The 22,268-nt window shown below is 68.9% G+C and carries 25 protein-coding genes and 2 pseudogenes; 17 read left to right on the top strand and 10 right to left on the bottom strand.

Annotated features, from left to right (window positions below; translation table 11 throughout):
- The first annotated feature begins 7 nt into the window (after positions 1-7).
- Together OG430_RS02385 and OG430_RS02380 are read left to right on the top strand one after the other, a co-directional pair.
- Positions 8-649 carry a hypothetical protein gene (locus OG430_RS02385; RefSeq protein ID WP_327350676.1) on the top strand — a complete coding sequence of 214 codons (642 nt, stop codon included), beginning with the start codon at positions 8-10 and terminating at the stop codon, positions 647-649.
- An 88-nt stretch (positions 650-737) separates the two neighbouring features.
- Positions 738-1,061 (top strand): annotated as a pseudogene (locus OG430_RS02380) (transposase); the annotation flags it as partial.
- Between the two features lie 2 nt (positions 1,062-1,063).
- Here OG430_RS02380 and OG430_RS02375 read toward each other — a convergent pair.
- A pseudogene (locus OG430_RS02375) lies at positions 1,064-1,288 on the bottom strand (transposase); the annotation flags it as partial.
- 105 nt (positions 1,289-1,393) lie between these two features.
- Between OG430_RS02375 and OG430_RS02370 the strand changes: the two are divergent.
- Positions 1,394-1,843, top strand: a complete 450-nt coding sequence (locus tag OG430_RS02370) for a DUF6086 family protein (protein WP_327350674.1) — start codon at positions 1,394-1,396, stop codon at positions 1,841-1,843.
- Positions 1,844-2,048: 205 nt separating this feature from the next.
- Here OG430_RS02370 and OG430_RS02365 read toward each other — a convergent pair whose 3' ends face one another.
- Positions 2,049-2,645, bottom strand: a complete 597-nt coding sequence (locus OG430_RS02365) for a hypothetical protein (protein ID WP_327350673.1) — start codon at positions 2,643-2,645, stop codon at positions 2,049-2,051.
- A 562-nt stretch (positions 2,646-3,207) separates the two neighbouring features.
- On the opposite strand from OG430_RS02365, the gene OG430_RS02360 reads away from it, so the two are divergent.
- Positions 3,208-3,843, top strand: a complete 636-nt coding sequence (locus OG430_RS02360) for a hypothetical protein (RefSeq protein WP_327350672.1) — start codon at positions 3,208-3,210, stop codon at positions 3,841-3,843.
- Positions 3,844-4,331: 488 nt separating this feature from the next.
- Here OG430_RS02360 and OG430_RS02355 read toward each other — a convergent pair whose 3' ends face one another.
- Positions 4,332-4,748 carry a hypothetical protein gene (locus OG430_RS02355; protein WP_327350671.1) on the bottom strand — a complete coding sequence of 139 codons (417 nt, stop codon included), beginning with the start codon at positions 4,746-4,748 and terminating at the stop codon, positions 4,332-4,334.
- 170 nt (positions 4,749-4,918) lie between these two features.
- On the bottom strand, positions 4,919-5,305 hold the full coding sequence (locus tag OG430_RS02350; protein ID WP_327350670.1) for a YrdB family protein: 387 nt from the start codon (positions 5,303-5,305) through the stop codon (positions 4,919-4,921).
- 309 nt (positions 5,306-5,614) lie between these two features.
- Between OG430_RS02350 and OG430_RS02345 the strand changes: the two genes are divergently transcribed.
- Genes OG430_RS02345 through OG430_RS02335 form a run of 3 tightly spaced genes read left to right on the top strand, consistent with a single transcriptional unit; the run spans position 5,615 to position 7,367 of the window.
- Positions 5,615-6,613 (top strand): RNA polymerase subunit sigma-70, encoded by a 999-nt coding sequence (locus OG430_RS02345; protein WP_327350669.1) that lies wholly within the window; start codon positions 5,615-5,617, stop codon positions 6,611-6,613.
- Positions 6,614-6,618: 5 nt separating this feature from the next.
- Entirely contained in the window at positions 6,619-6,915 is a 297-nt protein-coding gene (locus OG430_RS02340) for a hypothetical protein (protein WP_327350668.1), read from the top strand.
- Positions 6,912-7,367 carry a DUF6069 family protein gene (locus tag OG430_RS02335; protein ID WP_327350667.1) on the top strand — a complete coding sequence of 152 codons (456 nt, stop codon included), beginning with the start codon at positions 6,912-6,914 and terminating at the stop codon, positions 7,365-7,367. The genes OG430_RS02340 and OG430_RS02335 overlap by 4 nt, the downstream gene beginning before the upstream one ends.
- Before the next feature lie 68 nt (positions 7,368-7,435).
- Here the strand turns inward: OG430_RS02335 and OG430_RS02330 are convergent, their stop codons facing one another.
- On the bottom strand, positions 7,436-8,299 hold the full coding sequence (locus tag OG430_RS02330) for an NmrA family NAD(P)-binding protein (protein WP_327350666.1): 864 nt from the start codon (positions 8,297-8,299) through the stop codon (positions 7,436-7,438).
- Between the two features lie 90 nt (positions 8,300-8,389).
- On the opposite strand from OG430_RS02330, the gene OG430_RS02325 reads away from it, so the two are divergent.
- Positions 8,390-9,130 (top strand): TetR/AcrR family transcriptional regulator, encoded by a 741-nt coding sequence (locus tag OG430_RS02325; protein WP_327350665.1) that lies wholly within the window; start codon positions 8,390-8,392, stop codon positions 9,128-9,130.
- Between the two features lie 63 nt (positions 9,131-9,193).
- On the opposite strand, the gene OG430_RS02320 is transcribed toward OG430_RS02325, so the two are convergent.
- Positions 9,194-10,339 (bottom strand): metallophosphoesterase, encoded by a 1,146-nt coding sequence (locus tag OG430_RS02320; RefSeq protein WP_442816682.1) that lies wholly within the window; start codon positions 10,337-10,339, stop codon positions 9,194-9,196.
- A gap of 181 nt (positions 10,340-10,520) precedes the next feature.
- On the opposite strand from OG430_RS02320, the gene OG430_RS02315 reads away from it, so the two are divergent.
- Positions 10,521-10,652 carry a hypothetical protein gene (locus OG430_RS02315; protein ID WP_327350663.1) on the top strand — a complete coding sequence of 44 codons (132 nt, stop codon included), beginning with the start codon at positions 10,521-10,523 and terminating at the stop codon, positions 10,650-10,652.
- 466 nt (positions 10,653-11,118) lie between these two features.
- Positions 11,119-12,285 carry a twin-arginine translocation signal domain-containing protein gene (locus tag OG430_RS02310; RefSeq protein ID WP_327350662.1) on the top strand — a complete coding sequence of 389 codons (1,167 nt, stop codon included), beginning with the start codon at positions 11,119-11,121 and terminating at the stop codon, positions 12,283-12,285.
- A gap of 255 nt (positions 12,286-12,540) precedes the next feature.
- On the opposite strand, the gene OG430_RS02305 is transcribed toward OG430_RS02310, so the two are convergent.
- Positions 12,541-13,617 carry a bifunctional NAD(P)H-dependent oxidoreductase/GNAT family N-acetyltransferase gene (locus tag OG430_RS02305; protein WP_327350661.1) on the bottom strand — a complete coding sequence of 359 codons (1,077 nt, stop codon included), beginning with the start codon at positions 13,615-13,617 and terminating at the stop codon, positions 12,541-12,543.
- Between the two features lie 30 nt (positions 13,618-13,647).
- Here OG430_RS02305 and OG430_RS02300 point away from each other — a divergent pair, with 30 nt between their 5' ends.
- The 3 genes from OG430_RS02300 (at position 13,648) to OG430_RS02290 (ending at position 15,636) form a co-directional block, all read left to right on the top strand.
- Positions 13,648-14,160: a MarR family winged helix-turn-helix transcriptional regulator gene (locus OG430_RS02300; RefSeq protein ID WP_327350660.1), complete on the top strand. Its 513-nt coding sequence runs from the start codon at positions 13,648-13,650 to the stop codon at positions 14,158-14,160.
- Positions 14,161-14,486: 326 nt separating this feature from the next.
- Positions 14,487-15,068: a response regulator gene (locus tag OG430_RS02295; RefSeq protein ID WP_327350659.1), complete on the top strand. Its 582-nt coding sequence runs from the start codon at positions 14,487-14,489 to the stop codon at positions 15,066-15,068.
- Positions 15,069-15,150: 82 nt separating this feature from the next.
- On the top strand, positions 15,151-15,636 hold the full coding sequence (locus OG430_RS02290) for a hypothetical protein (protein WP_327350658.1): 486 nt from the start codon (positions 15,151-15,153) through the stop codon (positions 15,634-15,636).
- Between the two features lie 216 nt (positions 15,637-15,852).
- On the opposite strand, the gene OG430_RS02285 is transcribed toward OG430_RS02290, so the two are convergent.
- Complete coding sequence (locus OG430_RS02285; protein WP_327350657.1) at positions 15,853-16,554, bottom strand: NAD(P)-dependent oxidoreductase; 702 nt, start codon at positions 16,552-16,554, stop codon at positions 15,853-15,855.
- A gap of 117 nt (positions 16,555-16,671) precedes the next feature.
- Here OG430_RS02285 and OG430_RS02280 point away from each other — a divergent pair, with 117 nt between their 5' ends.
- Together OG430_RS02280 and OG430_RS02275 are read left to right on the top strand one after the other, a co-directional pair.
- The gene (locus OG430_RS02280) at positions 16,672-17,391 is read left to right on the top strand and encodes a TetR/AcrR family transcriptional regulator (RefSeq protein ID WP_327350656.1); all 720 of its coding nucleotides are present in this window, start codon (positions 16,672-16,674) and stop codon (positions 17,389-17,391) included.
- A 348-nt stretch (positions 17,392-17,739) separates the two neighbouring features.
- The gene (locus OG430_RS02275) at positions 17,740-18,609 is read left to right on the top strand and encodes an ANTAR domain-containing protein (protein WP_327350655.1); all 870 of its coding nucleotides are present in this window, start codon (positions 17,740-17,742) and stop codon (positions 18,607-18,609) included.
- 64 nt (positions 18,610-18,673) lie between these two features.
- On the opposite strand, the gene OG430_RS02270 is transcribed toward OG430_RS02275, so the two are convergent.
- On the bottom strand, positions 18,674-19,384 hold the full coding sequence (locus OG430_RS02270) for a phosphotransferase (protein ID WP_327350654.1): 711 nt from the start codon (positions 19,382-19,384) through the stop codon (positions 18,674-18,676).
- A gap of 110 nt (positions 19,385-19,494) precedes the next feature.
- On the opposite strand from OG430_RS02270, the gene OG430_RS02265 reads away from it, so the two are divergent.
- A complete protein-coding gene (locus OG430_RS02265) occupies positions 19,495-20,079 on the top strand; it encodes a TIGR03086 family metal-binding protein (RefSeq protein WP_327350653.1) in 585 nt (194 codons plus the stop codon).
- 93 nt (positions 20,080-20,172) lie between these two features.
- Here the strand turns inward: OG430_RS02265 and OG430_RS02260 are convergent, their stop codons facing one another.
- Complete coding sequence (locus tag OG430_RS02260; protein ID WP_327350652.1) at positions 20,173-21,207, bottom strand: NAD-dependent epimerase/dehydratase family protein; 1,035 nt, start codon at positions 21,205-21,207, stop codon at positions 20,173-20,175.
- 223 nt (positions 21,208-21,430) lie between these two features.
- Here OG430_RS02260 and OG430_RS02255 point away from each other — a divergent pair, with 223 nt between their 5' ends.
- Positions 21,431-22,033 carry a TetR/AcrR family transcriptional regulator gene (locus OG430_RS02255; protein WP_327350651.1) on the top strand — a complete coding sequence of 201 codons (603 nt, stop codon included), beginning with the start codon at positions 21,431-21,433 and terminating at the stop codon, positions 22,031-22,033.
- Positions 22,034-22,268: the final 235 nt, after the last annotated feature.

The raw sequence follows: 22,268 nt of genomic DNA, 5'->3' as shown, positions 1-22,268 counted from the left end.
CGTTTGGTTGGTCGAGCATCATATTGAGGTGCCCTGGGATCGGCTCTCGCTGCATGATCGCGTCATGTTGAATCCCGCTTCCTTCCGTGACCAGTCCAACTGGGCTGATAGTTACTACGAGCTGGGCATCGAGGTTGGCTCAGCTGATGACGCCCAGCTGCAGGTCCTCCTGAGTGCTCTGTGGTCGGCGGCAGATGTGCGGGGATGCTTCGGGCGGCGCGACTGTGAGCCTCATGAGCAGGATGAGGTGCCGTGCACGGTTGCCTCGCTGACCGAGCGTGGTCACCTGCTCGGTCAGGTTCGTTTGCCGACTGGTCAGATGGTGGTGTGTGGCTGCATGGCCGTCCGCGGAGGCGACGACAGCAGTGACTGGCTCGACTTCTACGTGCCTACGGGAGCGCTGGAAAAGGCCGGCATCGTCTACTGGAGCGACCAACCGTTCTTCAGGTCCGCCGTCATCGACGACTGGCTCGCCGCCATCGCAATCAAGACCTACCAGCAAGCACCTTTCAGCCTGGGTGTCGTCGGCTGGACGGTCTCCGGATGCGCCGACGCCTCAACGCTGGCAGGCAAGTTCCCGGCGGAGCGCGACATCGGATACCTGCTGCCGCGTGACGGGGTCCTGCATTACGGGGCCGCCAACACCTGAGGTCGGCGGCTCTGGTTGGCGCAGACCCTGCGGTAGCAGATGAGGGTGCTGGCGATGTCGACGAAGGCGAGGAAGTGGTCGGCCTTGTGACCGCAACGCCTTGCCGATCTCAGTCGGCATCTCCGGTGCCAACATGCACGACAGTCAGGCCCTGATCCCGCTGATGCGCGGCATCCCGCCGACCGCTCCCGCTACGGGCCAAGTCGCCGCCGCCCGGCCAAGCTGCACGCGGGCAAAGGACACGACTTCGACCACCACCTGCGCAACTGGCTGCGCCGCCGCCAGATCGTCCCGCGCATTGCCCGGCGCGGCATCGAGCCGTCCAACCCGCCTGGGCCGGCATCGCTGGGTTGTGGAAAGGACCATGTCCTGGCTCAACGGATGCCGCCGCCTGCACCGCCGCTACGAGCGCAACCAGCCGGTAAAGCGCCGGTGGACTGTTTGCCAGGAGGCGCCGAAGACCGGCGGTAGCTGCCGCCAGGTGCAGCCCGAAGTGGCGACGAAGATGATCGCTGCGAGAACTGCGCGGTCGTCACACCGCCGCCGACCGCCGCCCTGAGCACGCACGGGCGGCTCTGGCGCAACATCCTGGAAAATCTCCCAGAGTCCGTCCGGTACCAGCTGCTCAACTATGCCCATGCCAGACCAACGAGCCTGGCCCCCCAAGGCACCGTCTTACCCGGGTGCCTACCACCCGCCCGATCTTCTACCCTGTGCCGGGGCCGCTGAGCGGGGGGATTAGCGATGAGCATGTACTTCGACATCGGTGACGAGACGCTGTGGAACCCGTCGAACGGTGCCGGCCGCCTCTTCCTACGGCAGGTCGAGGTCTTTGAGGCGGAGCTCACGCTGCCCTCGGGAATCGGCCAGGGAAAATACTGGGGCGACCCGGACACACTTGAGGTCGATCCGGCCGTATACGCGGAGTTCGCACGTGACCTGGTCGCATGGCACTGCCGGACGGGGCATTCCGTGATCCTCGCGCTCTCCGAGGGGTTCGTGGCGACGGCGGTCGCGCTCGCGCGGCGCGCGGGAATCGAGGTGGAGATACCCGAACCGGGGCCGTCCGGCCATGCGTGTGGTGGTGTGCAGCACGACGTGCAGGTTCCCGGCAGTCCCCGGACCGCGGCAGCCGCCATCGTCACCGCGCTGGACACGCGGGCGCGGGAGATGGACCGCTGGATGGCCCGCTGAGCCGATGCACCCTAGACCGCCCCTGGCCGACCCAACACCCTGGACCAGCTTGGCCTTTCTGCCTCATGCCCGCCCCCGACTGAGAAGTCCTTCTAGCCAAATCGGTATCTGATCCAGCCCGTTGGGCCTACCCGTACCACACCGGTCCCCTCAAGCCGCTTGGCTTCTGGTCTCGTGATCGGGGCTGGGGATCGTCTCGTTCGGCTCAGCGAAGACCGCGCTTCTCGCGTTCTGTTGCGATGAGCTCCTCCATGAGTTCCTCCGGCGCCACCGTGTACTCAGTGTCATCGAGAGCGTCGTAATCTTGGGTGCTCAGCGGCAGGCCAAGCTCGGCGAGTTCGGCGGCCAGTTGCGTGAACGCGATTCGCTCGTCGGGCTCGTCCTGGTAGCTTGCCTGCTCCGCGGCGGATCCCTCGGCCAGGGTAAGGCCGACCAGTCCCCAGAAGGTGAACTCGGTGTCCAGCTCTATGAGGTGCCAGGCACGGTCCGCTGGTTCGTCGGGGTGCAGCCAGTAGCCGATCCACCCCTTTCCGCCCTTCGCCACGAGCTTGACGTACTTGGCCATCTCCGCGGCTCCGGCGTTGACGGCCTGCATCTCCGGGTCAGCGAGTTCCTTTTCGCTCAGATAGCTGGTGTCCAGGAGCGGGTGTACCTCTCCCGCCTCGAAGAAGTCGAGGTCGAGCAGGTGAGTGAAGTCTTTGCGGCCTTCCCACTGCGCCACCAGCAGCACGCGCAGATCGTCGGGTAGTGGACGGCCATCCAGCCGCTCACGGGAGAACTCGGCGAGCCGTTCGTCGTACATGCGCCCTCTCCAGGGATCGAAGCAAGATCCTCACGTCAACGTAACAGCAGGGTCTGACACGGAGTTGGGCATGCCGGCGCCTGCCGACCACCCTCGTGATCCGGACTCGGAACAAGCCCTAGGCGTGGCCTGGGCGACGTGCACTCCCTACCGGTGATGGCTCATCAGGAGGTGGAGCAGCGTCACCACTCCGACTCCCGTCGAGAGAGCGGTGCCGAATGAGGGGTGCTCGAATGCCGCATACGTTGTTCCGCTGCCGGCGAGCAAGAGCAGCATCATGCGCTGAGAAGCTGTGCGATATCCCCCGTGAAGTGGGCCGGGCAGCGTAGACACCGTCGAAAGCAAGGGTGCCCCCTCATGGCGCGACCCTGGCTGCGTGTGGCTGAGCGCTCCTGCTGGCGGAAGCGAGCACGCCACATAGCGGGCGACGGAGTACGTCAATCAAGGGCAATAGACCAGCCTCGGTAATGAGCTTGTCCCTTCGCCCCTGTCGGCAGGACGGCGTCGTCGTTACGTTCACCGAGACGGCATCCGTGCGGACCCACATCCTCCGGGAGGAATCATGGCGATGGCACATGAATGGGACTTCAAGTCGGGAACGGCGAGAGTCTTTCCCGCGAGCAGCAGCGGGATCGCCAAGCCGGTCATTCTGGCCGGCATGGGCGAAGCAGGCGCAACGGACTTAGCCGTGTTCGAAGCCGGAGTTGATCACAGCGCATACTCGCTGCTTGCGGCGCTGCATGGGCGTGGCCTCGACTTGATCCTGGTCGGCTACCGCGATGGCAACGACAGCCTCGGTGCCCTGGCCGAAACGGTGCAGAAAGCCATGTTCAGGGCGATAAGCGAACAGCGTGGCAGTGTGCCACTGGCCGTGGGAGGCATCGGCAGGGGCGCCCTGGCAGCCCGTTACGCTCTCGCCAAGATGGAGACGCAGCGAATGGATCACCACACCGCGGTGTACTTCTCGTACAACGGAACGGTGCCCACTGAGGAGGAGGCCAGTCAACTGAAGGGCCTGGGTGAGTGGCCAAGGCTGCCCCGGCTTCTTGGGCTGGCAAGCGGCGACTTCACGAACGAACTGGACCTCGATATCCGCACAGGCCCGTTCAACGACTCCACGACCGGCGCGCGGAATCCAGGAGGCCCCCTGATCACTGACGAGCTCGGCTCCTGGCTGGTGGACCGCCTGGCTACCTAGGCAATCCGCCAGCCGCCTCGCTCCACAGGGGACGAGGCCATACGTCACACCCCTCTGCGCTGCCGATGGCGAAACTCGCCATCGGCAGCGCAGAGTCACACCGCGCTGCGCTCCAGACTGTCTCGCCCCGGCCGTATGAACGCCATCACCAACAAGAGCGTCGGCATCCCTTCGAATCCCAGATTCCCGCACAGGCTCTGACTTGTCTGACCATCCATGGCTCCCACCTCTCTCCTACGTGTACTCCGGGTTGAAAAGCACCCGCCGGCCCCGGCTCATGGGAATGCGGCCCGAAGTGCGCCGGTGGCTGGCCGCGCTGTGTGTGACGACAGCTTCGGGGGCGGCGCCGCGGGTACGGCCTCCGGGACTTGTAGTGCGCGCACCCTTGTGTGTGCTGTTTGTCGCCGGGTGCGCACCTGGCCCGTGACAGCAATTCCCAATGCCGCTCGTCGACCCGTCCCGGTCAGGTCCAGCAAGGGTCAGGCGGGCTAAGAGGAGATGGTCACGGCGACGGACCGGTTGCGTAGCCCCTCAGCCAGGAAGGTCATTTCTACGGACGTGCCGACAAGCCCGAATTCCACAAGGTCGGCGGCCACGAGCCGTGCTTCACCCAGTGAGAGGTTCTGCATCTCGCGCAGGGCCCGCAGCACGGGAACGAGGCCTGCGTCCTTGTCCGCAAGGTGAAGCCGAGCGGGCCCGTGTTCGGTCAGGAGGGCCTGCCTGATGCCTTCGGGAGCTGGGCCTGTGTCCATGTCGCACCATGCGTTCGGGCAGGCTTGGCAATGCCCCTCAACGCCCCACCACAACCGACCGCGGTCGATGAACTGACCGACGTCGCGGACCAGCTCGCCACCGCAGCTCTCGCACTGCGCTGTGAGCTTCACTCCTTGAGTGGCGGTGATCACGGGTCTCTCCCTGCGGTATCGCTTGCTGGGGGCGGCGAAGGTTGGCACTGATCTTCCCGGCGTCCCGGCGTCCCGGCGTCCCGGCGTCCCGGCGTCCCGACGCCCCTGACTGGACGAACGATAGGAAGGGCTCGCCGACTCGCAGCGGAACGTACCGGAGCGGTGGGAGCTCAGTGGGTGAGCAGCCACCCGATTCGGTCGTAGGCCAGTACTTGGTAGGCGACCATGACCACTAGAAGCCAACGGGCCGCGCGGCGCAGGCCGGTCAGGTGGAGGGCGGCCACCGCACCGAAGAAGACGGTCAGTTCGAGGAGCAGGCGCACCGGTCCTGGCGTATGGACGTCGCTCTCACCGGAACGGGACGGGTCATCAGGTACGGCGAAGGAACCCCACGCCCAGCCCACGGCGACGGGCACCGCGATGACCAGCAGCCAACGCCATGGGGAGGGGACCCTGCGCCAGGTCCCAACCGCCAGACAGAACAGGGAGACCAGTTCGAGAAGGAAGCGGATCGCGAGCATGGCGTCGTTGTTGGCGAGCGCCAGCGTGACGTTCACCCGCCCACCTCTTCCGGTGCCTCATTGAGCATCTGATTGCCCACCTTTGGTGCCGCCGAGGGGTCTTGTCAGGCCTGGCTCCGGTCTCGTCGGGTGGAAGGACGCATCGTTCCTCATCCGAGACGTCTCCACAATGGCTGACGGCGAGGCCGGGGCTTCTCTGTTCTGTCGCTCCGGAAGAGCCACATCCGTCGAAGCTCGACCACCTCGAGCAGACGCGAGGCGGCGCCGTCCGACCCGAGTGATGAGTTTTCGCGCCCCCACCCGTCACACCTACGACGGGACACGACAAGGCGGAAGGATGACGTGATGAGTGCGGATATGTGGCTGGAGGAGCTGGGCGGGAGCGGTCTTGGCGAGGTCGACGAGCCGGCGTTCTCGGGGCTGGCGGAGCGGCATCGGCGGGAGCTGCACGTGCACTGCTACCGGATGCTCGGATCGTTCGAGGACGCCGAGGACACCGTGCAGGAGACGTTCTTGCGTGCCTGGCGGCGGCGGGAGACCTTCGAGGGGCGGTCGACGTTCCGGGCCTGGCTGTACCGGATCGCCACCAACGCCTGCCTGGACCTGCTCGCCAAGTGCCGCCCGGAGCCCGCGACCGGCGGCGAGGTGCTGTGGCTGCAGCCCTACCCGGACCGGCTGCTCGACGAGCTGGCCGCGGGCGACGCGGACGAGCCGGAGGCCGTCGCCGTCGCGCGGGAGACGATCGAGCTCGCGTACCTGGTCGCGGTCCAGCACCTCGCGCCGCGCCCGCGCGCCGTGTTGATCCTGCGGGACGTGCTCGGCTGGCCGGCGAAGGACGTCGCGGAACTCCTCGGGGACTCCGTCAACTCCGTCAACAGCGCGCTGCAGCGGGCCCGCGCCGGGATGCGGGAGCACCTGCCCGCCGAGCGGCAGGACTGGTCCGGTGGCGAACAGGACGCCGGGACGCGCGAGTTGGTGCGCCGCTATACCGACGCCAGCGTGGCCACGGACGTCGACAGGCTGGCCGCAATGCTGCGGAACGACGTCCGCTGCTCGATGCCGCCCACGCCGGGCCTGTACGTCGGCCGCGACGCGGTGGTCAACGACTGGATCGAGAGCGGCTTCGAGGGCATGAAGGGCCTGCGCGCCGTCCCCACCTCCGTGAACCGGCAGCCCGCCGTCGCCTTCTACCTCTGGCAGAAGCGGGAGGAGGCGTACCTACCTCTGACGATCGACGTCCTGCGCGTCACCGGCGGGGCGATCACCGAGATCCTCACGTTCCACGACGACCAATTCCCGCGGCTCGGGCTGCCGGAGCGGCTGCCGGCGGACGGCACGGAGTAGCCCCGGTGCGGACGCTCACGCTGCGCGGCGGCGCGCGTGTCGCGGTGGTCGCGGCCGAGTGGCATGGCGCGTTCGGAGTCGTGACCCGCGGGCGGGTGCAGCTGGAGCTGCGCGACGGCGAGCCCGGGCCGGTCCTCGGTCGCGACGCCGGGTTCTGGCTTCGCGGCACCGGCGTCCGCGCGCTGCGCAACCCCGGCCGTCGCACGGCGAGGGTGCGCATCGCCACCCCCAACTCCCGGACCGTCACATGCCGGTCGACACACCCCGTACCCCCTCTACCGAATGATGGAGGCACGACATGAACGGCAGGAAGGACACCGGGTTCGCCGCAGGCCCGGCATCGGGCCGGGCCGTCCGCACTTACCGACTCCGCGGGCTCGCCGGCACTGGCTTCGTGGCCACGCTCGCAGCGATGGTGGCCACCACCCTTGCTGCTGCTCTTGCCCGGGCCGGTGGCGTCGACTTCGAGGTTCCCGATGGTGGCGAGGCGATCCCGTTGTCCGGGTTCGCCGTGGTGACCGGCTTCTTCTCGGTCGTGGGCATCGTGGTTGCCGTGGCACTTCGTCGTTGGAGCGCTCACCCCGCCAGGCGATTCGTGTGGACGGCAGTGTCGCTGACCGCGATCTCGTTGGTCCCACCGCTCCTTTCCGGGGCAAGCACCGCCACCGCCACTGCCCTCGTCGGGCTACACCTCGTCCCGGCGACGGTGATGATCCCCACCCTGGCGCGGAGCCTTTGCGCCCGGACCGATTGACGATGCCGCATCGGGACAACGCGCGGGCACGCTGTTGGCGACGTGGGAGGCCGGCAAAGGGGCAATGATCACTTGCCGGTCAGGTGCTCGCGCAACACCGCACCCACCGTGGCGGGCTCGCGGCCGATCAGGGCGGCAAGTGTCGGGTCGACTGCGGCGAACTCGCCCGCGCGAGCCGCGGTGAACACGCCCAGCAGTCCCTCTACTTGCTCGGCCGGGAGACCGTGCCCGGCCATCTGCTCCCGGAACCGGTCGTCGGACAAGGTTGCGCGGGTGAGGGTGCGCCCCGAGACCTCCGAAGCAATGGCCGTGATGTCGTCGAAGGTGAGTGCCTGCGCGGCGGTGAGCGGTGGTGTGGGTCCGTCGAACTTGCCCTCGTCGGCCAGGATGGCGGCGGCCGCGTCGGCGAGATCGGCGTGCGCGGTCCAACTGACCGGTCCGTCCGCCGGGAGCGAGGCCTGGCCGAACTCCAGCGCGGGCAGCAGGAACTGCACGGCGTTGGAGGCGTAGAAGCCGTTGCGCAGAGCGGTGTACGGCACGCCGCAGGTGCGCAGTGCCTGCTCGGTGGCGGCGTGGTCGCGGCACGCCTGGAACCGGGAGTCCGCGCTCGCGCCCATGTGGCTGGTGTAGAGGATCCGGCGGGTGCCCGCCTTGACCGCCGCGTCGATCGCGGCGCGGTGCTGGGCGACGCCTTCTTCGCCGAACTTGTCGACCGAGACGATCAGCACCTGGGTGGCGCCCTCGAAGGCGTGGGCGAGGCCGGCGGTGTCAGTGAAGCTGCCGCTGCGTACGCGCACCCCTTGGTCGGCGAATGCGCTCGCCTTCTTCGGGTCGCGGACGCTGACGCCGACCTGCTCGGCGGGCAGCCGGGTCAGCAGCCGCTCGACTATCCGGCGTCCGAGCTTCCCGGTGGCTCCGGTAACGATGATCACGATGTACTCCTGCGAGATGGTTCCAATGGAAACGCCTAAACGATAACACTGATAATTTCGACGGAATCAAACTCGCGGTATCGTTGATACATGCCGACACGTTCACGCAGTGGGAAAGCCGCCGCAGGCGAGGCCGACACCCCCTCTGCCCCGCGCGAGCAGACCCGGCAGCGGGTCATAGACGCCGCCATCGACCTGCTGGAACGCGAGGGCCGCGAGGCGGTCACCACCCGCGCGGTCGCGGTCGCGGCGGGCCTGCAACCACCCGCCATCTACCGGCTGTTCGGCGACAAGGACGGACTGCTCGAAGCGGTCGCGGAGCATGGCTTCGCCGCGTTCCTGGCGTCGAAGAACGTCGATCCCGACCCGCAGGACCCGATCGAGGACCTGAAGGCAGGCTGGGACCTCGCGGTGGAGTTCGGCCTGGCCAACCCCGCCCTGTACACGCTGATGTACAGCGAACCCACCAGGGCGTCAGCCGCCTTCGACGCCGGCATGGAGATCCTCAGGGGCCGCGTCGGCCGCCTCGCCGCTGGCGGCTGGCTCCGGGTCGACGAGGAGCTCGCGGTAATGATCATTCATGCCACGGCGCGAGGCGCGGTCCTCACCTGGCTGTCCCAGCCCGACGACCGCCGCGACCTCGCCCTGCTCACCACCCTGCGGCAGGCCATGGTCACCGCCGTGACCAACCACCAGCCCGCCGTACGCGACGCCGGCCCGGCCGGCGCGGCCCGCGCCCTGCGCGCCACCCTGCCCGAGCAGAACAGCCTCAGCGGCGCGGAACAGCGACTGCTCCGGGAGTGGCTGGACCGCCTGGCGGCCGACGGGTGAGGGTGCAGAGCAGGGCAGATGCTGGGCATCCCGCCGTGCGAGCCTGAGCGGGACCGCTCCGGCTTACGGCTTGGGGGGCTGCTGCGGGGAGCGCAGTACGAGCAGGGTGATCTCGCTGGGGGCGAAGACGCGGAACGGCGGGCCCCAGAAACCGGTGCCGCGACTGGTGTAGAGGAGCGTGTCGGCGCCATGGCGGCTGAGGCCGGCGACGGCGGGCTGGTCGATGCGCACGAGGTGATGGAAGGGCCAGATCTGGCCGCCGTGGGTGTGGCCGGAGAGCTGGAGGTCGACGCCGCCCGCTGCGGCTTGGTCGACGAACTTGGGCTGGTGGGCCAGGAGCAGGACGGGCAGGTCGGGGTCGGCGCCGTTCAGGGCTCCGGCGAGGTGGGCGCGGTGGCCGGCCAGGCCGGAGGACTCGGCGGTGACGTCATCCACGCCGGCGACCACCAGGGTGTCGCCGCCGCGTTCGAGCAGCAGATGACGGTTGCGCAGGGGCTCCCAACCCAGCTCGTCCATCAGGTCGACCCAGCCCTGGGCCTCGGTGTAGTACTCGTGGTTTCCGGTGACGTAGACCCGGGCCCGCGTGGCGCGCACCGTGCCCAGCGGAGCGGCCTGGGCCCGGCGGCGCTCGGCTGTGCCGTCCGCGATGTCGCCGGTGTGGCAGACCAGGTCCGCCTCCAGGGTGTTGACCTTCGCGCAGACCCGTTCCGACCAGCGGGCGCGGTTGAGCGGGCCGTAGTGGGTGTCGGTGATGAGGGCGACCCGAGTCCCGTCCAATCCGGCGCCCAGGCGCGGGAGTTGTACGTCGAGGCGGCGTACCCGCGGCACCCGGCGGGCTTCGGCGTACCCCCAGGCGAGCAGCACGGCCGTTACGCCGAGGACCGCCCAGGTGACGATCCGGGCCCGGTGCTGCCCGTCGCCGACGCCGGACACGGTCAGCGCGAGGCGCAGCAGGACGCCGAGCAGGACGGACCAGGTGAACAGGACCCAGCCGGCCCCGAGGAGGGTGTCCCCGACGATCGCCGCCCAGTCCTGCTGCCGCCGACCGTGGCCGCGCACCATCGCGAGCGGCATGGCGATCAGAGCCAGGACGCACAGGGCGGTGCCGCCCAGCGCCACGGGGAGCGGCCAGTGCTGACCGGCGTGCAGCAGCACCCAGCAGGGCACCGTCCACAGCAGGACGGGGGCGATCAAAGGGATGTAGCGCATCAGGCGGCGAAGCCGGCTTGGCTGCGTCGTCTGCGCTGCACCGTCCGCGGATTGAGCCTCGCTGGTCGCGGTCACGCTTCCCCTCCTCGAGTAACCAGATGCCGAAGCGCGCACTGTATCCGGTCGCCCTGGGGACGTCGTGCCGAGCCTTGAGCGTGAGATCCCTGACCGAAGATTCCCGGTGTCGCAGTCCCGGCTGCCGGCCGAGGGCGGTGCGTTGCCGGTACAGGCCGGGGGACTGGCCACGCCGGACCTGGACAACCGGGTGTACCTGGCCCTGCTGGCCCACGACGCGGCCGCGCCGGAGCAATAGGCCATTTCTATATAGCCGGTTGGCGAGTCGGTCCTGGCCAGATGGCGGTGTCGTACCCGAACCCGCTCTCCATAGCGTCGACAGCATGATGAAGCACAGGCTGCCCTTGGGTGGCCGGGGCCGACGCCTTCACGGTAGTCGGCCTCGTCCGGGGCCGCGATCAACTCCTGTCCGTGGGAATCCGAATGGACCGCGGCGGGCTCTCCCCGGCGATATCCCTGGCCAACGTCCGGCGTGGTCTCGCCTCGCCTGCGAGATGGACGCGCCCTCCAGCACGGCGCTGATGGGCCACGCCTTCTTCGGCAGCGGCCGAGACATTCTCATCGCGACAGCCCACCGGGTCTGCGTATGCGGGCCCCCTGCGCTGTGCGGCGGTAGAGCCGGGAGGGGCTACTGGCCGCGAACCGACCCCACTCAACTGACCGTCCGGACCGGACAGTTCACCAGTCACACCACGGGAGGAATCATGCGCGACACAGCACGGAGTACGACGGGGAGCAGCCGTCGGCGGTTTCTGACCACCGCAGCGGCGCTCGGGGCCGCCGGGGCCCTGACGGCCGCGGACCGCAGCGTGGCCACACCCATGTCGGCGCCGACAGGCGCACAACGACGCGGCGTGAGGTACCGAGGCGTGTGCTACACCGTCGGGCCGGGGGAGACGCCCGCCACCGCGTTCAGCGCCGCCCGGATGCGCGCCGACCTCCGCGCCATCCGACACGACCTGCACGCCAACTCGATCAAGGTCACCGGGGACGGCGTGCACCGTCTGACGGCCACCGCGCAGGAGGCGGCCGAACGAGGGCTGTACGTACGCGCCGAACCCACCCTGGGTGACCGTCCGCAGCCGGAGATCCTCGACCACCTCGCCGAGGTCGGCCGCCATGCCGAGCAGCTCCGCCGTCAAGGGGCGAAGATCGAGCTCAGCGTGGGCTGCGAGTTCTACCTCTTCGTCCCCGGGATCATCCCGGGCGACAACGCCGTGGAGCGGATCGAGAACCTGATCAGCGGCAACGTCGACCTCCAGCAGATGCAGCGGCGCCTCGACCGCTTCACCGCCCGGGCGGCAGCCGTCGGCAGGTCCGTCTTCCATGGCCCGCTCAGCTACGCCGCCGCCCAGGACGACCAGGTCGACTGGGAGCTGTTCGACATCGTCGGCATCGACTACTACTCCCACCACCCCCGCCGCCAGGACTACGTACGCGAACTGCGCCGCTACCAGCGCATCGGCAAACCGCTGGCCATCGCCGAGTTCGGGACCTGCGCCTACAAAGGCGCACCGGACTCCGCCGGGATGGGTTGGAACGTCATCGACTACACCAAGCAGCCGCCGGAACTCACCAAGCCCCTGGTGCGCAGCGAACGGACCCAAGCGCAGTACGTCACCGAGCTGTTCGACGTCTTCGACGCCATGAACCTGCACGCGGCAATGGCGTTCGAGTTCGTCACCCCCGAAGCCCCGCACTGGCCGGGTGACCCCCGACACGACCTCGACATGGCTACCTACGCCCTGGTCAAAACGATCCGGGACACCCCCGGCGACCCCGCGTCCGACTGGCACTGGGAACCCAAACTGGCCTACCACGCCCTGGCCCAGCGCTACGCTCGCTCCTCACGCGTCAACACCGACAGGTAGTGCTGCGGCGGTTGCGCCAGTTCGCGCCATCGCCATCGCCATCGCCAACGACCTGGTGCCCGCGTGCCCTTGGGCCGTCGTGCGCAGTGCCGAGCGTGGGGCGGGCGACGGAGCAGCCGGTGTGCCAGGTCCTTCCGGGGGCAGCGGGAGGCCGGGCGGGCCAGTCGTGGTGGGGGAAGGGACGGTGACTGCCGGGCCTGAGCGGCGAAGGCGGCGAGCGAGGGAAGGGGCGATGGAGTCGCCTGCCGCAACCATCTACAGGGCGCCAGCAGCGACGGATTTGGCGAGGTGGACCACGCCGTTGTCCGTCGTGTCCGTTGCCGACGGGAGCGGAACGTACCCCTGCCTGCTATAGAGGGCAAGGTTGCGGCTGCTGGCGGCGCCGGTGGCCAGGACGATGCGTCGGCAGCCTTCCCCGGCCGACTCCGCCGCCCGCAACAGCCATTGGCCCAGGCCGAGTCCGCGCAGGTCGGGGACGACGGCGAGCCGCCCTACGTGCAGGTCGCCGCCGCTGCGCCGGGTACGGACCATGCCGAGAAGCCGTCCATCGAGCCACAGTCCTGTCGCGTGCCAGTCGGCCAGCCAGGTGCGCACCTGGTCGGCCGACTCGTGCAGGGCCGGTATCGCCAGGGTGTCGTTGGCGATTGCCTCCTCGGTCCAGCAGCAGCGCTGCAGCACCGTCACCTCGGGGGCGTCCTCGGGGACGAGGCGCCGTGCGTACGAGCCCGTGAGGGGTCCTGCGATCGCGCTCTCGCGCTCGCGCAGCGGGGTCAAGGCGTGGGCGACCCGCACCAGTTCCGCAAGGAGCCCTTCGGCGGCGTCGGCGAGGTGCGCCGCGGGGTGGAAGCGGTCCCCTCGCATCGCGTCCGCGATACGGATCGAGACGGTCGAGCCCAGCGGGACGAGGCGAAGGGTGGTGACGACCTGCTTGGCGTGCTGCACGGCCCGGGTGCCGGCCGAGGTGTTGCCGTAGCTGACGAAACCGACCGGCTTCCATGCCCACTCGGGCCCCAGGTAGTCGAGGGCGTTCTTCAGGGTCGCGGGCATCCCGTAGTTGTACTCCGGCGTCACGACGACGAAGCCGTCCGCCTCGGCGACGATCGCGCTCCAACGACGCGTGTGCTCGTGGCGGTAGATGCCGGTCGAAGGGTGTTCCTCCTCGTCCAGGAAGGGCAGTTGCAGATCGCCGAGGGACAGGGGCACGAGGTCCGCGCCCAGCGTGCGGGCGCACGGTGCGAGCGTCTCGGTGAGCCACTCGCCGACTGCCGGGCCGAGCGCGCCCGGGCGTGTACTGCAGACGAGGACGAGGATGCGCGGTCGTTTCGTTGACACGGAAACGAAGCTAGCTGGTAGATTGATTACATGTCAACGAAACCGGCTGCCGCGACACCTTGGCTCGGTCCCGAAGAGGACCGCGCCTGGCGGGCGTACCGCCGCATGGTCATTGCCGTGCAGGCCCGCACGGCGCAGGACTTGGCGGACCTCGGCCTGTCAGAGCCCGACTACGAGGTGCTCTGCACCCTGTCCGAGCGGCCCGGCAACACCAGCACCCTGCACGAGCAGGCAGCCAAGATGGAGTGGTCCCGAAGCCGGCTGTCCCGCCATGCCACTCGCATGGAGACGCGTGGACTCATCCGCCGCGCACCCGATCCCGGTGACGGGAGAGGCTGCTTGCTGGTCCTCACCGACAAGGGTCTCGACACGCTTCAGCAAGCCGCCCCGGGCCATGTCGCGTCCGTACGGCGCCACTTCGTCGACCAGCTCGCCCCCGAAGAGCTCGAGACGCTGGGCCGCATCGCCATCAAGCTCGCCGCACCGGCGAACTCGCACGATGCCCCGGCGGGCGCACCGGACCACGGAGCCCCGCGCAGCTGATACTTCCTCGCCCTCGCCCTCGCCCTTGCCCTCGTCGCTCGTTATCGCCGACGTCCGCGCCGCCGGTGAGACGGGAGGGGATGCTGCCCTCTCGACTTGCTCCCGTCACCGGTGAGGCCGGCGGTTTCACCGGGCTGCCAGGGAAGCTGCGCGCCACGGGAGTTGGGCGGCGGTCGGGCCTGAACTGTCCGTCAGGGGCAGACTGGAGGCCGGTGCTGGCACAATGCTGAGCCTGTCCGTGTATTCGGCACGACCCTCGGCGGGAGGCGTGTCGAAATCAGGGGTGAGCGGGCATAGGCACTGTGTCGTGGTGAGGGGACAGGCCCGTGGAACACTCTGAAAGGATCCTCCTGGTCGACGACCACGAGGACAATCTCTTCGCGCTGGAGAGCGCCTTGGCCCACCTCGGGTCCCCACTCGAGCGCGCCACATGCGGCAGCGACGCCTTGAAGGCCGTCCTCCGCGGCGGTATCGGCCTGGTGGTGCTCGACGTGATGATGCCCGACCTGAGCGGACTGGATGTCGTACGCCACATGCAGCGCGTCGAGCAGACCGAGCACATCCCCGTGATCCTGCTGACCGGCTTCGGCAGGGATCCGGAATTGATCAAGACGGCCTACAACCTCGGGGTCGCCGATCTCGTCATGAAGCCGGTCGACCCCTGGGCCCTGCGCACCAAGGCCCGGTACCTGATGGGCGTTCGCCAGCGCATGCGCCTCCTGGAGCGGGAACTCGAGGCGGCGCACGCACGCTCCGCCGAGACGTTGTCCCCGCCCTCCCAGAATCCATTCCAGGTACGCGTCCCGGAACAGCCCACGGCGTCATCGCGCGGGTCTTTCCCGGTCGACGATCGCCCGGGAAGGGGTGTCGGCGCGCCGTCCTCGCCCTGCGAGGGGCGAACGGCCTGAGGAACGGGCGCCGGCACGCGATGCCCGGTGGACAACTGACCTTGCTGCGAGTGGGGTTGAACCTGGGCAGGGGGATCTCCCCTTGCCCGAGCGGAGTTTGTCCGGCGCGCATCGGGCTAACCGGAACAGCATGACGAATGCCAACGGTAAGCAGAGTCAGACGGGTCGTGCGGCGCGGGCGGTCCAGGAGGCGACAGCGAAGGCCGAGGAGAAGGCCCACACCAACGCGGGAACCGCAGCGGGCAAGGCCGAGTCGGCCGGGCGGGCAACCGGCAGCGCAGCAAAGGCCGGTGGCGAGGCGACCGCTCGGACGGCGGCGGCCGCGGGGAGCGGAATCACGCGTGCACTCAAGAATGTCGAGGCCGGACGCGAGGCGGTGTCGGCGGCCACGGGCCAAGTGGCGCAGACAGCGCACACCGCGTGGATTGCCCTGAAGCACCGGAAGGTGATCGTGGCGGGAGCGGCGGTGGGCGTCACAGCCTTGGGTGTGACCTCGTTCGCGGCAGGCCGTCGAACCGAACGCAACCGTCTTGGCCCGGTGACGCGTTGGACCGGCGGAAGGTTCTGAACCGGGTCTGATCAGCATTTCGTGACGGTCACGACCACCTGGTCCTCGGTGCATGTGGGCGGTCACGGACTTCCCATGGGGAAGTCCGTGACCGCCCACAGCGGGATGCCGAACGCACTTCCGTAGCTTCCTGGTCCTGAGCTTCCCGGTCCTGCCGGCGAGGCGGCGCACACTCAGAGCCGTCCGACGGATGCAGCCTTGGCCCCTTGGCGTCGGTCAGTAGCCGATGGTGAAGCGACGTTGGACGAAGCGCGGCAGTTCGGCCTCGTCGACAAGGGCGACGGCGGCGTCCTCCATGGAGATCCGGCTGCGCCCTTCCGCGTCGACTACCGGCTGATCGCCGCCGATGCGGAACCGGGCCGTGCGTTCGCCGGGCGCGATGTCCTCCGCGGGGCTGAAGTAGGTCCACAGCCGGTTGGAGGTGCGCAGCACGTTCAGGGCATCGCGGTGGCCGCGCACCGCAGCTGCGTACTCCCTCGGCAGGCCGATCCCGTCGAGGGTTTCGTGCAGGAGTGCGTCGGAGTCAGCCCGTACGACTCCGGGTTCGATCTCCAGGCTGCCGGCGCCGCCGACGACGATGAGCCGGGTCCGGGGGTGACTTTCCAGCGCCTTAAGGAGTGCTCGCGCGGCGGTGGCGTACACCGTGGGATCGGCGATCGAGCGGACCACGGTGTCGGCGATGTCCTTGGCGGCGTTTCCGGGCTGGAATCCGCTGATCAGTACGTCGAGGCCGGGTATGACGGCGGCGACGGCGCCGGCGTCGAGAACGTCGACGCTCTTCCAGACGATGTGCTCGCGGTCCTCCTCGATCCGCGTGGCGTCGCGGCTGAAGGCCGTGACGTGATGCCCCCGGTCGAGGGCTTCGGCGACGACGCGACTGCCGATGCCGCCTGTGGCCCCGATGACTCCGATGTGCATGGCTCTCCCTGGGTAGTTGCTGGTACCGCCGCCGCCAACCTGCACGGCATGCATAAACTATACGGCGTGAAGTATTGATGCGGCGCTCAGTATCGTGACGCTGTAGAGTGCATGGCCATGGAAAGCGTGGGAAACACCAAGGGGCGCCGCGAGCGGTTGAGGGCCGAGACGACCGCCGAGATCAAGAAGGTCGCGCTGGAGCTGATGGCCTCCGGGGGACCGGACGCGATCACGCTGCGGGCCATCGCGCGCGAGATGGGCATGACGGCCAACGCCATCTACGGCTACTTCGCCACCCGCGACGACCTGGTCACCACGCTGATCAGCAACGTCTACACCTCGCTGGCCGACACCGTGGATGCCGCCTGGGACGCCGCCCCTGCTCAGGATCCGGCCGCCCGGATCCAGGAATGGGCCCGCGCCTTCAGGAACTGGGCGCTGGCCAACCCCGAGGGCTTCCGCCTCATCTACGGCGACCCCGTCCCCGGCTACCAGCCGCCCGAGGGCGGCGCCGCCCCGGAAGCCGCCCGCCGTGTCTGCACCGGCATCACCGCACTCGCAGCCACGGCCTGGCCGTACGCCGAACCCCGTTACTCGGACAGCGACTTCGAGTGGTCCGACTTCGACCCCGGCCTGCTGGACAAGGTCCGCTCCGCCTTCCCCGACCTGCCCCCGGCCGCCGTGGCCCTCGCCCTGCGTATCTGGAGCCATCTGCACGGCCTGGTGTCGCTGGAGATCTACGGCCACCTGCAGACCCAGGCCCTCAGCCCGGAAAAGCTCTTCCGCGAAGAACTGGCCCAGCTCATCCGATCGTTGGGCATCACGCCGCAGAGCTGACTGCCTGAGAGCGCAACCCAGTCGGCTGTCTCGCCGCCCGTGGGACAAGCAACTGTCGCCGGGCCGGCGCCGAAAAGTTTGCTCCCGGTATTCGGGGATACCTGAGGCATCATCCATGCGGAGCCTGCCGGCACGCTCCGCGGGTCAGGCGTCGACAGTTGGGAAGACAGCCGTCGGCGCCGCCTTGAGCCGCGTAATGTTTCTGCCGCACTGATGTGGAGAGTGTCGGAGGGGCTGCGACGGACCGTCGCGGCCTTGCGGGTCGGCGGTACCGCGCGCGTGGTGAGGCACACGCGGTACCGGTGCTGGCGGCCCGACTTCGCAGCGCCAGGCTCAAGCGGAGGTGGCATGGAGGCGACGCCGGGATCGGCGGAATGGGACCCGGACGTCATGCGCGACGAGCTCGTTCGCGCCCTTGACGAGAACCGGCGGCTGCGGGCCCGAGACCGGAGCCGTCCGGTGGTGGCCATGGCGCAGGGGATCCTGATGGAGCGCTACGAAATCCCCGACGCCGACATGGCGTTCGTACTGCTGCGCGGCGTCTCGCAGCGCTTCAACGTGAAGCTGCGCGCCCTCGTCGACGTCCTGCTCAGCACCCCACGCCCCGATGCGGATGACAGCCTGTGGTTTCCGGGAAGGGTCAAGCGCCGTCCCCCTGTGCTCACCGCGCTCCGCCTCAACGGTGCCGCTCCGACGCACCGCAACGGAATGCTGCGCGTCGTACTCTCACAGGTGCTGGCCATCACCGGCACGGAGATGGGCAACGTGCAGCTGCCCGACCCGGTCGCCCAGGGGCTACGCCTGGAGCATCACACAGGGCTGACCGAAGACTTCGTGGACTACTTCGCCTTCGTCGGCGAACAGGGCACGTCCTGCGCCGAGGCAGCGGCCCAGCTCTCCGTGCGGACGGTTCATGACGTGGCCACCGATCCGGTCTTCACCGACGGCGCCCGACAGGCCATCCTCGAGGCCGGCAGTCGCTCCTGCCACAGCATCCCACTGCTGGGCGCGGACGGATCGTGCGTCGGCATGGTCTCGGCCCATCTGGCAGGACCGTCCGCTGATCTGACCGACAGTCAGAGTGAAACCCTGCGGAAGATCGGCAGGCAGGCCGGACAGTGGTTGTCCTGGCACCACGACACGGTCGTGCTCGATGCCCTCGAGTATCTGCATGCCGTCGCACGCCGCACGGACTTCACGCGGCTGCGGCCCGGATGAGCGTGCCGCCGAGGTCGGAGCCATGCCGAGCGCACCGGGGGGCGAGCTGCGGTTGATGCCGCGCTTACGCATCAGCCGCCGGTACTTGTCGAAGTCGTAGCGCCAGGTCGCTCACCAGAGCCGCCGCTTCGTCCAGAAGCCCCAGCTCCTGGGAGGTCAGGTTGGGGTCGGCGGCTCTCCTCGCCCGAGCCTGCGGGAGATGACCACCTTCCACATCACCAAGATCTACCAGGGCACCCAGATTTCCCATGAGGGCTGTGAGCATGGAACGGGCTCCCGCGGCGACCTCGCTCGCCGGGCCGACCGCGACCTGCGCGAGGATCAGAGCCGACATCGCCCAGTCCAGGCCCGGAGGGCCCTCCGCCGCGGTGGACCAGTCGATCACCATGGGACCTTGCGGCGTCAGCATCACGTTGTCCGGATGCAGATCAAGATGAAGGATCCGGTCCCCGGGGAGGACGGAGACTCTGGCCGGGACCGCATGCAGCTGGTGCAGCAGCCGCGCGAGCAGTGCCGCCGCGTCCTCTTCCGTGATCGCGCCGTCCATCCACGCCTGCAACATCGTCACCCCGGACAGCCGCTGCATCACGAGCTCCGAGGACGTGTCCGTCGCACGAACGACGGGGACCGGAAAACCGCTCGTCGAAAGATGCGACATGACGGCCGCTTCAGCCACGGCGTCGCCACCATGGCGATAGCGACGGAGCACCCACGCATCGTCGAGCTCGAACACATCGGCACTGCGCCCAGAGCCCAACAGCTGACCTATCTGCATTGGCTGAACCTACGTCACGACGCGGCCGGCGAGTCGCTGGGGCCGCAGCCCAAATCGACCCCTCACTACGGTTGTCCGGCCTGTCAGCGCGTGCTTGTAGCCTCCCCATCATGACTACTGAACTGGCCCATGACCCGCGTCCGAACCTCGCCAGGGCACTTGACCAAGCCGGTTTACAGGTCGCGGCGGTAAGTCCCGAGGAGCTGAACGCCCGTACTCCCTGTGCCGATTACGACGTTCGCGCACTACTTGGGCATGTCGTTTCCGTGCTGCACAAGCTCGCCCGGGTCGGCACCGGAGGCGATGCGCGCGACGTCCCCGACGTGATCGTCGGCGTAGCCGATGACGGGTGGGCAAGCGCATTTGCCCAGGCCCGTAGTGATGTCGAGCGGGTGTGGGCCGATGGCGAGAAGCTCGACCGAATGGTGGAGCTCCCGTGGGCCACACTGCCGGGCCGGACTGCTCTTGATGCCTACACCCACGAGTTCACGGTTCACTCCTGGGACCTCGCACATGCCACCCGGCGGCTCGCCGAACTCGACCCTGACCTTGCGGCGCAGGCACTCGAGGCATTCTCGAAGTTCGCGCCCCCGGAGGCCCGCAGTGAGCAGGGCCCGTTCAGCCCGGTCGTACCAGTGTCAGAAGACGCCGACGTCTACACCCGGCTTGCCGCCTACCTGGGACGCCGCGCATAGCCGGCAGCGAGCAATACGCAGTACGCAGCGCGACCTTGGGACCGAGTCGGACTGCCGGAGCCATCGGTGAATCCGAGGGGCAGGCCCGGGTCTTCAGCCTCGGGTAGTTGATGCGGCGCCGTGTGCGATGAGGCTGTTGGCGCAGTCCAGGAGGGTCTCGCGGGTGGGGCGGGTTTCCCAGCCGAGGAGGGTGCGGGCCTTTTCGGTGGTGTGGCGGTTGCGGCGGCCGAGCGCGGGGGTGATTTCGCGCAGGGAGGGGTCGCGGAAGCGGGCGGCGAGGCGGACGGCGAAGTCGGGGATGCGGCGGGTGGGGACGTGGCGGCCGCGCTCGCCCAGGCCGTCGCGCAGCACGGCGGCCATGTCGGACATCCACAGGAACTCGCCGGTGGCCAGGAAGCGTTGGCCTGCTGCGGCCGGTTGGGTCATGGCGCGCAGGTGGACATCGACGAGGTCGCGTACGTCCACGATCTCCAGGCCGATGCGGGGGATCCCGGTCATCTCGCCCTTGATCATGCGCTGGATGATGGCCACGGATCCGATGTTGCCGGTGGTCAGGACCGGGCCGAAGACGGCGCCCGGCAGGACGGTGGCGAGTTCCAGGTCGCCGGCATGCTGTTCGGCGAAGTCCCAGGCGGCGCGCTCGGCCAGGGTCTTGGACCGGCGGTAGGGGATGAGGGTCGGTTCTTCGGGGTCGGTCCACAGCGTTTCGTCGGTCACCCCCTCGGCGGCGTACGAGGACGGGCTGGCGGCGTTGGCCGCCGAGGTCATCACGACGCGTCGCACCCCCGCCTCGGCCGCGGCCTGCAGGACGCGCAGTGCGCCGTCGCGGGCGGGGGTGATGAGGTCGGCGTCGGCGTCGGAGCGGGCGCCGAGCGGGGAGGCGACGTGCAGTACGTACGCGGCGTCGCGCATCGCCTCCGGCCATCCCTCGTCGGTGGTGAGGTCGGCGGTGGCGAAGGAGAGCCGCCCTGTGGGGTCCACTTCGCGTGACACGGCCTCCGTGACGGCCTGGGCGCGGCCTGCGTCGCGCACGGTGGTGCGCACGGTGTAGCCGCGGCGCAGTAGTTCGGTGATGCACCAGCCGCCGATGTATCCGGTCCCGCCGGTGACCAGGACGAGGTCGCTCATGGCTTCTCCAAAGGGGATGGTCGGGTGTCGTGCACGGAGCGCGCGGTGACGACGGGCGCAGCGGATGTCGCGGGCCTGTGCGCGGCGGGTGGGTGCCGGGGCCGGTACGTGGGGTGGGGGAGCAGTGGGTGGCCGGGCGACCCGATGTATACAGCTGTAGACTAACGGATGTGCGCCGCGACCGCCTGGCGTGCACGACCGCCACAACACACAGGGGGCCCGCATGGACCAGCAGGAGGGCGTCCGGCGCCGGGACGCCGCCGCCACCCGTGAAGCGATCTTGCATTCCGCGCGCAAAGCCTTCGCCCGCTCCGGCTACGACGGTGTCGGAGTGCGCGAGATCGCCGCCGGAGCGGGCGTCACCGCCATGCTCGTGAACCGCTATTTCGGCTCGAAGGAACAGCTCTTCATCGACGTGCTCGACGAGTGCATGCGCCAGCCGCGCGTCATGTCCGACGACAACATCAAATCGCCCACAGCGGCACGCGATCTCGCCACCGCGCTGGTCCGGCAGACCGAGCGGGGAGCGCCACCGCTGGACGGCTTCATGATCATGCTGCACTCCGCATCAAGCGCCCAGGCGGCTCCGTATGCGCGGAAGTTGGTCGAGGAACACCATCACCGCACCCTTGCCCAGGGCCTCGACGGCCAGTTGGCACCCCAGCGCGCCGCCCTGGTGCTCTCGCTCGTCTCGGGCTTCCAAGTGATGCGCCAGATGTACGGCCTCAGCGCCCTTGCCGACGCGGACTCCGAGACCCTCATCGACCTCCTGACGCCCCTGCTCGAGCAGCTCATCCACCCGCTCGGCTCACCCACAGCCGGGTAGAGGTCGTCTCAGTCCGTGGGGTGCGGATCGGTATCGGCGATGAGTCGCGTCATCTCGTGCCACAGCCGCCACAAGCAGGGGTTGTCTGCTTCGTCGAGCTCTGGCAGGACCTGCTCCAGGGGCGGAGAGCTTACGGCGCAGGATCCCGAGCCGCCGTGCGTCGAGAGAACCGCCGGCCTGACCGCCAGGCCTTCGACGCAGCCGGCTCCGTCGCCGAGCACGCCTTGGACAGGCT

Origin of the sequence: Streptomyces sp. NBC_01304 (assembly GCF_035975855.1) — a bacterium.
Classification (GTDB): domain Bacteria; phylum Actinomycetota; class Actinomycetes; order Streptomycetales; family Streptomycetaceae; genus Streptomyces.
Note: the sequence above shows the minus strand (reverse complement) of the source record. Positions and strands in the feature narration are given on the sequence as shown.